This is a genomic window from Chitinophaga hostae (assembly GCF_018224885.1).
In the GTDB taxonomy this organism is placed as follows: Bacteria; Bacteroidota; Bacteroidia; order Chitinophagales; family Chitinophagaceae; genus Chitinophaga; species Chitinophaga hostae.
Map to the genome: position 1 here is coordinate 61771 of NZ_JAGTXB010000015.1, position 14783 is coordinate 76553.

The 14783-nt window shown below is 47.4% G+C and carries 7 protein-coding genes; all 7 read right to left on the minus strand.

The annotated features are described in order from the left end of the window. Window positions 1-13: 13 nt before the first annotated feature. On the minus strand, window positions 14-2011 hold the full coding sequence (locus tag KE626_RS24595; protein WP_211975668.1) for an alginate lyase family protein: 1998 nt from the start codon (window positions 2009-2011) through the stop codon (window positions 14-16). 32 nt (window positions 2012-2043) lie between these two features. After that, window positions 2044-3675, minus strand: a complete 1632-nt coding sequence (locus KE626_RS24600) for a hypothetical protein (protein ID WP_211975669.1) — start codon at window positions 3673-3675, stop codon at window positions 2044-2046. Continuing rightward, window positions 3668-5509 (minus strand): glycoside hydrolase family 97 protein, encoded by a 1842-nt coding sequence (locus KE626_RS24605; protein ID WP_211975670.1) that lies wholly within the window; start codon window positions 5507-5509, stop codon window positions 3668-3670. The genes KE626_RS24600 and KE626_RS24605 overlap by 8 nt, the downstream gene beginning before the upstream one ends. 122 nt (window positions 5510-5631) lie before the next feature. Beyond that, window positions 5632-10116, minus strand: a complete 4485-nt coding sequence (locus KE626_RS24610; RefSeq protein ID WP_211975671.1) for a cellulose binding domain-containing protein — start codon at window positions 10114-10116, stop codon at window positions 5632-5634. A gap of 170 nt (window positions 10117-10286) precedes the next feature. Beyond that, entirely contained in the window at window positions 10287-11726 is a 1440-nt protein-coding gene (locus tag KE626_RS24615; protein WP_249207674.1) for a glycosyl hydrolase family 28 protein, read from the minus strand. Between the two features lie 228 nt (window positions 11727-11954). Then, window positions 11955-12968, minus strand: coding sequence for an IPT/TIG domain-containing protein (locus KE626_RS24620; protein WP_211975673.1), 1014 nt, complete (start codon window positions 12966-12968; stop codon window positions 11955-11957). 35 nt (window positions 12969-13003) lie between these two features. Continuing rightward, a complete protein-coding gene (locus KE626_RS24625) occupies window positions 13004-14776 on the minus strand; it encodes a RagB/SusD family nutrient uptake outer membrane protein (RefSeq protein WP_211975674.1) in 1773 nt (590 codons plus the stop codon). Between the last annotated feature and the right edge of the window lie 7 nt (window positions 14777-14783).

Consider the following 14783-nt stretch of genomic DNA (forward strand, 5'->3'; position numbering starts at 1 on the left):
GCTTTCTTTGGATTTAATGCAGGCGAACCCGTACCGTAGTTGTATTTGAAATGTTGGATGCTGCGGCCACTCCAATCAGTGCCGGCAGGCTGGCGCTCCATTTTGCTGATGCCAGTTTTGTCCATTTCACACCATCGTAAGATCCGAACCCTGTTATTGTATGACCCGACCGGTGCAGCTTTAACCAATAAGATCCCGTAAGTCGACCGTAAGTTACAGCTGGCGCCGCCAACGCTTGCTGTGCTATAACAGCTGCGTTTACGCCGGTACCCTTCTGCAGGAACTGCATCTTCCAGTTGGGTACTTCTATTTCCTGTGTTTTACCGGGATACAGCATCAGTGCCGCAAAAGGACAATCAGGTTGTAACCCGGATCGGATCATCAGTCCTACCGTTGTAAACTGTGAACTGGGTTGTGGGCACACCTGGATCATCATCTCTTCATTTTTCAACAGCTTCCGACAGGTGTAATTGAAGGCATTCTGTAACGTATCTGTAAATATACCACCGGCCTCTATTCTTAACAGATCACCGTCGTACTGTGCATGGCCGGCCATTTCCGTATTGCCGATATCGCTGTTACGCCATCCTTTCTGAAGCCCGCCACCAGCAACAGATGCGGGAACTGATGCTCCTGACTCTTTTCCATTTCTTACACCGGTAACAGTGTAGTAATATAAAAGCCCGTATTTCACATTGAAATCATCGAAGAAATTTTCAGTAGTAGTTCCTATAGTTAAATAAGGTCCTCCTTTTTTCGCAGCCCGTTTGATTATATAAGACGAACTACCTGCGAACCCAATCCAGGCCAGTCTATTTGTATCAGTCTTTGCAGTCAATACCAGTCCGGCAGGGCTTTCAGTAACAATATGCCCGACATGTATATTTTCGGCTCCCGGGTCAATGGAGTAGAACAAAGTACCGTAACCGGGATGATCCGCTCCCGGGTTACCGGGGCCTTCGGGCCGGAGTTTATCAGCTACAGCTTTTGTAAACGGAGCGGGTATCCCTGCCCTGTGTTCATAGTGATTATAAACTTGCTCGAATACCGCACGCAGGTTACCACGTGCCAGCTCTGAAGGATGTATATGGCGGTATTTCCCTGTACGGTCAATCATTGGCGTATATGGGATATCGTTATACCCCAGGTTATACTTTGCCGTATACTCAAACCCTTTCAGTAAACGGTTATCGGCATAAGAATAAAGATCTAATCCCTGGTGCCAGGCCATTTCACAACATTCCGCCAGCATACCGATACCTAGCTGGGTATGGGCCTGATCCCTTCCTGTTTCCTGTACCTGGCCGGCATCGTTAATAATGTAGTGAATAAGACTTCCATTTCCCCACCCGTTTACATAATAGCGGATGGCCTTTTCAAAAATTTCACGGTCGTTGCAGAAAATCCCTATAGCCATTACCGTTTTGAGAGCGGCGGCGTCCCAGTTGCCATTTGCAAAAGGTGCAAACTCAGCAAGAACCGGATAAATTACCTGGCGGAAATGTTTCTCCGTGCGTTTTGCCGCATCTTCCGGCCACCCTGCATTACTATACCTGATGATCTCTGCTGCGTTAACCATCTTAAATGGCCCTAAGCCAGCCATCAGTACAGCATCTTTACCGGTAACAGTCTTCAGCACATCACTCCATGCATCAATAATACGGATGGCTGTTTGCGCATAACGTTTATCCCCGGTAATCACCCACATTAACGCGTTCTGGTAAGCCGCATTGGCATCGCTGTCATAATCCGGCTGACCAACACCAGGGTTTCTTCCCACCATGGGCAGTGGTCCTTTCATCCTGTAATCGTAGTTGGAAAAGGGACTTTTTTTAAAAACGATATAACCTTCGTATATGGGTACCGTTTGTTCCATTACGCCGGTCCTCATACGCTGTAAATCAGTCTGGCTATGCAGCAGGCCCGGATGTGAAAATGCAGGGACCCGTGCGCCGGCAGTATTACACAACAAAACTGTATGTACTGCAGCGGCTGCGATTATTAATATCATATATTTCACACAACTCCTCATCTTTTCACTTTTTATTTTTCCAGGTAAAATGACTGTCGCACCGGCGCTGCTGTCTGAACAGCCTGTGCACCATTCCTTCCATATTGCCAGGCCACAACGGTTATCTTTACCGGGTACCTGGCCGCCGGCGGCACCGGCGTTATAATTATGCTATTTCCTTTTATATAAGCGGGACCCGATTCTATATAGTAACTTACCGGCAACCCGCTGCCGGACCTGGCTTTCAATATAATCTGCCGTATACGGAAATGTTGGTTTCCGATGGCCGGGAAAAATATCTCCTGGTACTTACCTGCTATGTTCCTGACAGGAACAGTCATTTCTGCCTGCTGTACAAAAGGTTTATAGCGGGTATCTCCCGGATGTACTACCGCAAAGCACAAGCTATACTGCCCGATGGTTCCACTTAATCCATTCCTCATTGAAAACCGGAATATAGTATCATTGATTTTCACAAAAGGTCCGGTGATTTTTTCTATGCTTACAGGAATACGGTCAGCGTGCCCCAGGGCTGACCCGGCGGGAAGCCCGGTTTGCTTACGTGGTCGCTCACTTTCACCCGGTACAGTATCCAGGAATACGCCTTTTAGCCGGAAGCTAACCCCATCTTCCTGCGGGATAAACGGTACATGTACCTGCAGGTGTGTATTTTGTTGTGCAATAATATGACCGTCCTGTTGAATGCCGGTCAGCTGGGGCTTGCGATGCAACTGAACCTGCTGGTACTGCTGTGTAGCCCGGACCAACTCCTCATCGAAAAACCAGAATGCCTGTGTAGTATCTCCCTTGTATCGGTGAACGGGCGCCGGGCTTATCGTTGGCAATTCATCCTGTTTCCATCTCTCCATCAGCCATCCGGTGTGTACCGGGTCAATTGGAATCAGCGTTGCAGGCTGGTCAGCGGCATAATTAGCAGGTAACCGGTACTGTGCAGCCTTGCGGATGTACAGGGCAATATAACGCACCTTTTTGTCGGATGCAGCGAAGTGACCTTCTCCCGGGCATGCCAACATGCTCAGAGGCATATACGGATGCTCCTTCCGCTCTCTCAGTCCTTCGGTGCTCCACGTGGCAGCCGCTTCATATTCTCCCATTGTTTCAAGACAGGGCACATAATTTATATTCCTCTTGCCCCAGATATCTGGAGCAAAGCGGGGATCTCTGAACCAGGGCCACTGACCACTGGTGGAAATAGCGCACAAGGTACGTTCCGGGTTCCAGGCGGCGTAATAATACGGCCAGCTCGCGGCTGCAGAATGTCCGATGGTTACCACCGGAACATATGTCAACTCTCCATATCCGGAAGAATCTGCCAGTGCCCCCAGGAAGGTATTCAACACTTCTCCCGCTCCTTCATTAAAGCGGAAAAGAGGATCAAATGACGGCGATACCCAAACGATGGCGAAAGACAGCGATGCCATCTCTTTCCGAAAAATGGGGTTCTCCAAAATACTGATCTCTTCCATATTATGCTGTGCCAGCACAACGCCTCTGACTTTCTTTGCATTTTCCGGGATCCACAGGTATGCTGTAGCATCTGCGTTACGGGCGCCCGCTACCGGAACGGACCACTGCCATACCTGTGCTGCTGCGGTCAACCGGCAGAAAAAAAACAACAGCAGAAAAACGAATGGTCTATTCATTGGCTCCGGATCTGAAAATGAATGCTTGTCCTCCTTTGGCAGAAAGTTTTACCGGCAGTTTGTCGCCACTGCTAAGTTTAACGGTTCTTTTATTTATGGATTGATGATTGTCATCTTCATAAATAGTGACGGTATAGGTAATGCCCGGCCGGAGAAAAGAAAGGTCCAGCGTAGTTTCCCAATCCTGCAAACCAGCTGCACAACCGAGGTACCAGGTATCTCCTCTCCTTCTCGCCACAGCTATACCTTTTCCGATATCTCCCGACAGGTAATGTGATTCATTCCAGGTGGTTGGTACATAGTCGTAGAATTCTATTTCTCCGTCATTCGTATAATCATTGGGCTGACCATACCAGAATATCGCCTGCAGCGGGCTGTAGTAAACGACAGTCAACGCCAGTTGCTGCGCTTTTGAAACTTTTATGTTCTTTGAAAAACTATTTTTCGAATTTGGAAAACAATAGGTAAAATCGGCTGCTCCGGCGAGGAAGCGTGTAAAAGGAAGCGTAGTATTGTGGAAAGCATCCGGACTGTTTTCATCGCCTCTTATACCTTCCTGTGTCAACAATGCAGGATAAGTTCTGCTAAGGCCGGTAGGCTTATAATTATCGTGTATATCCAGTACAAAGCGGTACTGCTGCACTTTTTGAATGGCTTGCGACAACCAGCTGAGACCAGCCTGCGTGAGGCCATCCACGAAACCGAATTTAATGCCCGCCACACCCCATTGCTTATAAAGGGGGAGAATGGTATCCAGTTTACTTTTCAACCCTACATAGTTCACATACAGGATAACGCCGATATTTTTTTCCTTGCCATAGGCTATCACCTTCGGCATATCAATTGCCGGAATTACCTGGCAGGGATCGGAGGACGACCGGAACTCAGCGCCATACCAGCCTGCATCAAACATGATATACTGAAAATGATGCTTTACGGCAAAATCAATGCAATCCAGTCCACTCCGGGTATTCAGTTGTGCGCGGATAAGTTTGCCGGGCCGGATCCACGACAAATCACCGGGCGCCGGTGTATCTGCCAGTTTCAAATTCAATGAACGGCAATGAGCCAGCGCAATAGCGGAACCAGCCACACTCAGGGTTCTCCACGGTGTTTCAATTTGTTTGTGAAACGATACAGTGGTATCGCGCGGAAACTTTACCGCCAAGGTATTGCCGTCAACTCCCCGGGCGAGTTCGGCTTTCGTGTAATTCAAATTCGCAGCCTCCCCAAGCTGGCAATAATTTCCATTGGTAAGAAGCGTAACCGGCAAGTCGGTAGTTGTATGAAAGGTATCCACCAGCGTTGGCGTAAAAACAGACTCCTGGTTATATTGATAAATGAGTGGAGAAGACGGGAAAGAGAAGGTGGTCAACTCCCCGAGCCGATGCAACACGGCATCATTAACGGATACATTGTAACGGAATGCAACACTGCTATCCATTACCCTGAAGTCCAGTCTTACCTGGCCGCCATTATTGGCTTTCAGATATAATTTTGCCTGCCGGTAATAACTATGCAGCGTGTCCTGCTCTCCCAGCGGGCTCGCAAAAGATTCCCGGTGCAATACAGGTTTATCGTACCGGATAATTTTTGCCCCTTGTAAAGACGCCTCGTCAACTGTAATGTCAAGCGCAGACCTCGTAGCAACCAGTTTTCCTTTAAAAGAGAGCTGGTAACTGAGCTTTCCGTCTTCAGCCCGTAACTCCAATACTGTAGTTCCACCAGGAGATGCAACAGTGTATACTTTTTGTGCAGCTAGTGGCCCACACTGCAAAAGAAGTGTAAGGCTCAGCATTCCGGGTAACTTCAACCAAAAAAAACTTCGATTCATTTGCATTTTTTATCAATCTGTAAATTAAGTATGTGCTGTTCTGAAAAGGCGCGGCTCCGGCGGGTACTTCCGCCGAAGCCAACTCCTTTAGGTTTCATCTGATTATGCGGTGTTATCACCTGCTAGTTTCCGGTTATCACAACCGGTGCCACGTTATTACCTATACGAACCCAGTAAGTGCCTGCAGGTAGTCCTGACGGCAGGTCCACCTTTACCAGGAGAACACCGGCCGGCAATACCTTCGCCAATACCTGCTTTCCATGTACATCAGTCAATGTCAGGAGCGCAGATTTATTACGCACCAGGGAAAGCATTTTTGTATCAATATAAAAATAGTTATTGGCAGGATTAGGATATAATTTCAGATCTCCTTTTTTCGCAGCAGCAGATATACCGGGCGACTTTGCCATTAACCGGGTATTCTGCCCCCCTGAAGGTTCCATTCCATAAATGAGTGCTCCCTTCAGGTATACTGCCACATGGGGGTTGGGCAATAATCCAGGTTGCTGCGACACAGAAAAGTCGTTACCCTTATCAAAGGCAGACCAGTCAGACTTCGTAATCCGGAACTGGATGTTGCCACTGGCCGCCTGTGGATAAAACAAAGCCGCAGTATCGGTAAATCCGAGTTCAAGGTAATGGTCAGCATCTTGCAAGCCAGGTGTTTCCGTGAATGCAGCGGATATTTTATCCGATCCCTGCGCGGCAAAATCTATCCAGCTGTTTAAGTTACCGCCACCATCTTTTGTGAACCAGTAGCGAACCTTCAAATCACTATACTTAACAGGGATGTTGCCGTTATGCTGTAAGTTTAACTTTGTTGAAATGGTATTACTACCAGCGTTAAGACTTTCGGTCAACGCTGTAACAGCGAAAACCGGTTCCGTGGCAACCGGCTCGCTGCCTGCCACCAGTAAGCCTTTCCTATACAGCGTAATGTTTGAATTATTGGTATAGTTATTTACATCGAGATAGGAATGATCATTCGTTTCATCCAACAACCCCCACTGCACATTTGCCATTCTCGACTGAATATCTATAGCATTGCCCATACCTAAATGTCCGACTTCAGGGAGGAATTTGTATTGAATATATCCCCAGGCATGCTGATAGGGCGCTGTCAAAGGAACATACTGCGCGGTAAGTTTAGTAGCGCCAATAGAGGCATAATCAATCCAGGTATTAATACCACTGTAATTTTCAGGTGTTAGCCAGTATCTTATTTCCAGTTCATCCAGCGGAATATCGGAAGTATCTGTACTGCTGAGTTGCAGGAATGGCTTAACCATGTTATTGGATGTTTGCCCGTTATCTCCGTCTCTATACTTAAGCGTTAATCCCGGGTTTTTCACCTCCACGGATTGCGTAACCGCAGCAGCGGCATAATAACCATTGCCCGACTGGGATGCCACTACCTGTATAGTCCCGGCTTTTAACGGATAGAGTCTTCCTGAAATGATGCCGGCAACGGTTGAATCCACCAGGCTCAATTGTACCGGTAACCCTGTACTGGAAGAAGCTACCATGTAGGCAGACGTATCACCTAACAATATTGGCTGAATAATTTCGAAAGTAATTTGCTGCGTATCCGGCGCCAGTACGAGGCGGAATGGGAAACTGAACGGAGTGGGATCATTGGCATTGCCGCTCACCGTATTTATTTTCTGCGCATTGATATACCAGTAGCCGTTGCCGGAGCGGGCCGCACGTTGAATAGCGTAACCATTGCCATCCGAATAAATATTAAAGGTATGCCACGTAGAGTCGTATACGTTAGTTCCAAACTGTGCATTTTCGTTAATATAATTCTGGTAGTTCTGAGGTGCAGAAAAACATGTGATCCGATATCGGCCGTTTGTTTCTTTTACAATGCGCCAGCGTTGACTACCAGTCAGTGCGCCCCCGTCAACAAACCCGGGTGAATTGGTTGCGTCGGCTGTCCAACGGCTGGTTCCTGTCAGTGGCTGAATAGTATAGATTCCGTCTGCGAGCGTATTAAACAATACGTACATAGATCGCTTGTACCTGTCTATTTCTGTTTGCAACATTTTAACGTAAGCGTGCGATTGAGCCGAAACAGTGATAGATGAATAAGCCGACACCACACTATTAACGGAATCCTGCAAACGATTTTTTGCCGCAACCGGGTATTTACCCGGTTCAATAGTGGCAACGGTTAAGGTGGTATTCAATATCTCCCGGGTTTCCCGGATTTTGGCATCCAGTATACCGTAAAGATCCGGCTTTAGTTCAAATGGAAAAGCAACGGGAATATTGCTGTTATTCGAGCCTGTTTGTGAGGCGATGGTTTGTCCGCTTTGATACCAGAAGCCATTACCAGACTTTTCAGCGCGCTGCATCGCGTAGGTGGTACCGTTAAAATAAATATTAACCGTATTCCAGGTTGCATCGTAATTATTGCGTCCGAACTGCGCATTTTCGTTGAGATAATTCTGGTAACCCGGTGGTGGGGTGCCTGTTAGCGTTATCTTATATCTGCCATTGGGTTCTTTAGCAATACTGAATACCTGCTGCAATGCGCTATCCAATGGTATATCAAACCGGGGAACATTTGTCTGGTTAGCGGTAAGTACCGAATCGCGCAGCGGAATTTTTATATAGTAAAAGCCATCGGCCAGTTCATTAAGGCCATAGTACTGTGCCTGTTTATACCGGAGGATGGCGCGATCCAGCAGGTTGATATAACTGATGACCTGTGGATCAGTAGAGGTGATACTATCGTATACACTCCGGACATAAAGAATAGAATCGTTCAGCAAAGTTTTTGCCGCCGGCGGATACCTGCCGGCTATTGGTTGCGTGCTGGTAAGTGTGGAATCGCGCAGCGTTTCGGCTTCCTTCAGCTTTTGCTGTAGTTCCTGGCGTACTTTTCTCAATTGAATAGTAAAAACAGCCGTATCACTTTGTCCGCATGGGCCGGTGTAAATCAGCGTCAACAAGGTATCCTTTTGTATATTTGAAACCAGCACTTCGCTGGTGGAGTCGCCGGTGCTCCATTGGTACCTGCCCGCGCCTGAGATACCGCCTCCTTTTCCCTGGGGACCCAGTTTAACAGTAGCCCCGCGTTCTACTACCGCCCGGTCAGTACTCTGCCATACGCCATTTATTTGAATATAAGGATCAATAAAGGCCGGCTGACAATCACCTTCTATGGCTAATGCAAAAAGCTGCACTTTCTTAGCGCCGCAGGCGTTGGTAAGCGTTACGCGGTATACTCCTTTATGCTGGATATTGTTTAACACGAGGTCTTGTCCGGACGCGCCGGTGGACCAGGACCAGGAACCGCCGCCACTTGTTTCAGGGTGCAGTGTAATGGAGCTACCCGGCTTCACCTGTAATGTGGACGTTTCCAATGTTTGTCCGTTATATATAATTTTTGCCTTTATCATAGAGGGGGGACAGTTTGTTGTCATGGAGTCCAGCGCGCTGGTAAGCGTGCCAAAACCCAGGTGATCAAACCCGCCACTGGTGGAACCATAATCGCCTCCACCACCTTCAGGCCTGGTACGGGCTAAAAATTGTTTGGAGTACGGCACGGAAATGCCCATACGATTTTGATAGTGATTTACCAGGCGCTCCCAGATAGGACGTATTCCTCCCCTGCCGGATTCACCAATATTTTGTTGGTTTACATTATCACAGTTGTTGTAGGGAATGTTGGGCACATCTTCTCCGAGATTATACTTTGCTACATACTCAAAACCGGCCAGCAACCTGCTGTTATCATAACTGTATAAATCTTCCCCCTGGTTCCAGGCCACTTCACATACGTCGGCCGCCAGGCCAACACCCAGCAGGGAGTGACCCTGGTCGCGGTTACTTTCCTGCCACTGACCTAATGTCGGCGTGTGGAGGTAGTATACCACATTTTTGATTGCCTCTGTGTAGTTCCCCGACTTGAGGTAATACATCGCTTCGTTGAAAATATATACATCGTCGCAGAGGATACCGATGGCCATCATCGCCGATACATTGGCCATTCCCCAATTGGACCAGTAGTGGCTCGGACAGGTACCATTTCTCCGGTAAAGAAACCCCGAGGCATATAGATAGAAGACATCCATCATGAATTTCTTAAACCGCGCAAAATCTGCGGGCGCCCATCCCTGGTAATCGCGTACCAGTTCGGCCGCGTTGGCGAAAGCAAAGCCCTGGAAACCTACGGCCAGTGCTCCATCAGTGGATCCTCCAACAGATTTACAGACGGCTGCCCAACCGTTAAGAATTTGTACCGCTTTTGCTGCATAATTGGGATCGCCGGTTATTTTCCAGCGCAATGCACACTGGTAGGCAGCGGCAGCATCGTTCATGGCGTTTACATATGTTTGGGGAACAGAGCCACCACGGTTGATCGCTTCCGACGGGTTAGGCGTATAACCCAGCTGCGCATGGGAATTGGCTATCAGCTTATCCCACCCCGATTTCCAGGGTTGCGCCCCCGCCTGCAGTTTCAGCTTCATACGCTGAAAATCTGCATCGGTATGCAATATTCCGGGGTGAATAAAGGTCTGGCCCCTCGTGAGGTGACTGGCCAACAGTAGTAAAAACAAAAAGCAAACAGCGTAGAATTTCGATAGCGGTTTCATTGTGGAATTTTTATATGAGTAATCGGAAAAAACCCGGCATATAAACCGGGTAAAGTATTTGGTTGAAATCAATAAAATTGCCGCTACTGTATCGGGCAGACATCAATCAACATTTGGCAATGCCTGCCCGATTCAGCACTTCTCCTAACGAACAGCTTCCACACCGTACACTATTCTGTTTTCCTGAATACCAGGCTATCTACGAATTCACCTACAAACATCCTTGCCATATCTGCTGTTTTATACCATCCCGGTTTCCCGCTCATGTTATCAGAGATGAGTGTACCATTAATTTTCAGGTTTTCGAATACCACGTTCCTGACCCTGCGGTCCTGACTATAGCCCGTTACTATGGAAAGCTCCGGGCTATCGCCGTTGTAGGTTATATTTTTGAACAGTATATTTTCAATGCCCCAGCCAGGCGCTGTGCAGTACTTTTTATTAAACGGGATCTGCAGGTGTACCAACTGACCGCACCTGATATTCTCTACGCGGATGTCTTCAAAGGATACATCGCTCACCAGGTTATTATCGCCCGCGTTAATGGCCATACATCCCTGGTAATCCACCTGCTTTTCCTGGTGTTCCAGGATGTCGATGTCGATATAACGCACATTCCGGATCGTATCCGGGTGCGGCGTATTCCCATGGAGCCCGATATGGATAGGATGAGCAACATCTGCCCATAGCGTGGAATGCTGCATCACGATATTGCGGCATCCGCCGGCAAAACCTTTCCTGGTGGCATACACAGTACTGCAATCGTCCGAATTGCGGCAGAATACGCCATCATACAATACGTTATTACTGGCAAATACATTCATGCCATCTCCCCACTTGTAAGAGCTAATACTTTTTACATTCCTGACAGTAACACTGTCTGAAGCGCCTACAGGGCACTGCGTAAGACAAATACCTTCCAGCAAAATGTTTTCCGAATGCGAAATTTTAACACCTTCCTGTCCGGGTGAATCAATAATACCCCTGCCTGTTATCCTCACATTCCGTGCGCTGTCTACCATTAAATACCCCTTTACAACAGCGCCACCGGCCAGGTATACCGATGTACCCGAGGGAATTTTCAACATACCCCCTTTTATTTCATGAAAACCCGGACCAAAAAAAATCAGGTTTTCTGCAGTGGAATCCGGGGGCGCCATTTGAATGGGGTTAGCAAACAAATGGAGGTTATGAAATTTGTCGCCATTAACTTCAATGGAGATATTTTTTGGTTGGAACAATCGAAAATAAACCGTGTTATTCACCACCCTGTGTCCAATTCCGTATGAAAGTGGCCGTATAGCCGCCTGGCGTATTTTCTGCCTGTTGCTGGTTACCGCTACTTCTACTTCACCCGAAAAATCGAAGGCGGCCATAGAAGCGTTTTCAACCTGATGGTTAATTCCCCGTACCTCATCTACCTTTACATTATATTCATATAAGTCCTGCCACTTGCCACCCGGTTGCCGCACCTTCACCGTAAAATCCCCGTTGTGTGCAGGGCTTCCTGTTTCTGGTGCGGGAAAGGGATAAGCCACCAATTGCTGCTCCTGCGCCGTACATATTGCTGAAAACAATACACAAATAATAATACCAGTTAGCTTAGTCAATGTCCGATCGAAATTCATCATTGTAAAATTGAAAACACTAATAAAAAAAACGAGGTTAACACGGTTTTTGTCTGACTCAGGATTAGACTGATTTAGATGATTTTCAGGATTTTTTTGATTTAAAAAATTTAGAAAGATTTTAAATCTTTTGGATCAAAAAACTGAAAATCAAAAAAATCCTGAAAATCATCTAAATCAGTCTAATCCTGAGTCAGACAAAAAATGAGGCTAGTAACTACCGTAAAATTCAATTTCTGATATGTTACAGTACCCCGCCGGAGAGTAATAATAGATATAGCGATAACTATTGGTAGTGGCAATCTGAGCTTCGGTATAAACACCATTTGGCGGCGCCGTAGCAATGGTGTGGAGTACCACGTAGTCGGACAGTGAAGGATCATTGGCGCCTCTTATCTGTCCGCCAACCATCCGGGCGGCATTGCCATTCCGCGGTGCGTAACGTACCGATTTCAGTATCGCCGGTTTGCCTTCTCCCAAATCATATCCAACATAACCGGTGGCCGTGGCTCCATCCACATAGGTGTTCAGGTTACCATCCACAGCGGCAGCAATCATCGTTGCCGGGTTATTGGACCAGGATCCGGAATGCCCGAACAGGGTACCCGTAAGCTTTTCAACACCTATCAGGAGATATTGCCCAATGAGGTGCTGGCCATCAACAATCAATGTCACCGACCCGGAAGGAACATCCGGAACTTTGAACTTTACCTGGTCAGTTGTTATACTCACTACTTCCGCTTCCCTGATGCCTATGAACACGTGAACCAGGGATTTATCTGTACCAAAGTTGTTTCCTGTCAGCGTAATTTCATCTCCTGCCTGTGCTTTATCTTTACTCATGGATATCAAACGGGCTGCTGGTTTGAATGTAAAAACCTGCGGCAGGGAATCACGCTTGCCAAATATTTCAACGGTAATTACGCCGGTAACTCCCTTTGCCGGGGCCTGCACCACAATTTTATTGTTGGTAACGCTTCTGATAGTATCTGCACGTACATTACCAAAATATACCTTCACGGCGCCTGCCACTTCTCCGAAGTCCTGCCCGTCTATGATGATATTGCTCATTGCATATCCCTGCTTAGGAGAAAAATCTTTCACCACGGGTGCAGGGTAATTGAATTCCCTGTACTGTGCATCTTTCTCACAAGCGGAGAGAAATATGCCGATAACCAGTACTATTCCCGCCAGGAGCGGACTTTTGAAAATATTTTTAGTCATAATAAAATGCTTGGTTGATAATGAATAAAATGCATCTAGTAACCGGGATTTTGCAGGAGGCTCTTATTTAAGATCATCTGCGAAGTGGGAACCGGGTACAGATAGTGTTTCTTTGCCACACTATTATTGCGGGAGCTGGCTACCACTATGCACTTCAGCATACCGGCGGGCGTTGCCACGCTTTCCTCTCCAAACACATATGTGGAAGGTTTATAAGCTGATGTTGGATTACCTGCAGCATCTTTAAATGGTGTTTCATAAGATGCATCTCCTACCACCCTGCCAAGTCTGGATGGATTCAGTGACGCCTCCAGTATACCCCAGCGCTTCAGGTCATCAAAGCGTTTACCTTCACGATACAATTCCACTGCACGTTCTCTCCTGATCTCTTCTTTGATATCAAGACCGTTTGCTGCTATCAGTGCATTGGTGAGATGCGCCACACCGCCACGATCACGCAGTTTATTGATGGATGCATCCAGTTGTGCATCTGAAATATTTCCATTCAACTCTACCGACGCTTCCGCAAACATCAGGTATACTTCTGCAAGACGGATGACAGGCCAGTTAGCAGATTCAGTACGGTCTATTCTGCGGGTGCCGAAACCGTAAACACCAAATTTGCTGTTGCCATAGCCGCTGGAGCCCAGGCTGCCATAGTCCAGCGTTACTGTTGCCGGCGCCGTGGTGGAGGCATATAAGTAGTTCAGCAAACGTAGGTCCCGGTTCTGAAATTCAGATGTTGCAGCATGGTAGCCCTGGAACATAGACGATTTCGCCGGAGGCAAACCATCTGTACAAACCGCCATATCTACAAACTTACGGCTGGGATACAACTGGCCCATCGTCCAGGTAATGTTGATGCCGGATTGTCTCAGCGTATAGTCGTATACGGTATAAAGAATAAATTCCTTATTGGATTGCTTATTGTATCCGCCAGGGTTACTGCCTTCATCTTCAAGGTTGAATAAATACCAGGAACTGGAATTGGCCATTTTGGTATCGCTGTTCTTGTTCCATAGCTCATATCCGCCGTTGTTCATTATCTGCTGGCAAAGGCTCACGGCATCATTGAGATATTTGGCGGCGTTGGCAGGGTCATATCCGGCAGTACCGGCGCCATTGCTGCTTCCATCGCCATCCGGCGTACGCCCTACATACTTTTCCCAGGTGGCTTCATATAATTCCACCTGCGCCTTCAGCGCCATCGCAGCCCATTTGCTTATCCTTCCTTTATCTGTGGCTCCTATGTTCTGCTCTGTCGGTAATCCTGCGATAGCCAGATCAAGATCGCCCAATACCTGGGCCACTACTTCGTAGCGGCTGTTACGTTTATTGTAGAGTTCCGGCGACTCTACACCGAGTACGGTTGTTACAATCGGTACACCACCATATAATTTGAGAAGATTGAAGTAGGAGAATGCACGAAAGAAATATGCTTCTGATACATACTGGCTGATGTCGCCGCCACCATTATAGGCAGACGCCTTTGATAACAGGGTATTGCAACTGCGTATGCCACCGTAGTTCCACTCCGTACTGCCTACCGCTATTGTACCCGTACCGATATCTGTGCCGTTACCATTTGCATTGGCGGAAAGGTCGGAGCCATTGTCCATGGAACCAAAACTCCAGCCGGGTAATTGGCCATAAAACCCCGTAGCATAATCCTTGAAATCCGACGGCTTCTTGAAGTATACGGCATCCGTAAACTGCGCATTCGGATTCAGGTCAATAAATTTCTTCTGGCAGCCTACCATCCCCAAACAGAGGCCCCCTATGATGATATTGTTAATGATAGATTTCATGAGTTCA

Bases quoted from the DNA above. Each gene is read 5' to 3' on its own strand.
- KE626_RS24600 (WP_211975669.1), bottom strand. From the start codon at position 3,675: ATGAATAGACCATTCGTTTTTCTGCTGTTGTTTTTTTTCTGCCGGTTG.
- KE626_RS24625 (WP_211975674.1), bottom strand. From the start codon at position 14,776: ATGAAATCTATCATTAACAATATCATCATAGGGGGCCTCTGTTTGGGG.
- KE626_RS24595 (WP_211975668.1), bottom strand. From the start codon at position 2,011: ATGATATTAATAATCGCAGCCGCTGCAGTACATACAGTTTTGTTGTGT.
- KE626_RS24610 (WP_211975671.1), bottom strand. From the start codon at position 10,116: ATGAAACCGCTATCGAAATTCTACGCTGTTTGCTTTTTGTTTTTACTA.
- KE626_RS24620 (WP_211975673.1), bottom strand. From the start codon at position 12,968: ATGACTAAAAATATTTTCAAAAGTCCGCTCCTGGCGGGAATAGTACTG.
- KE626_RS24605 (WP_211975670.1), bottom strand. From the start codon at position 5,509: ATGAATCGAAGTTTTTTTTGGTTGAAGTTACCCGGAATGCTGAGCCTT.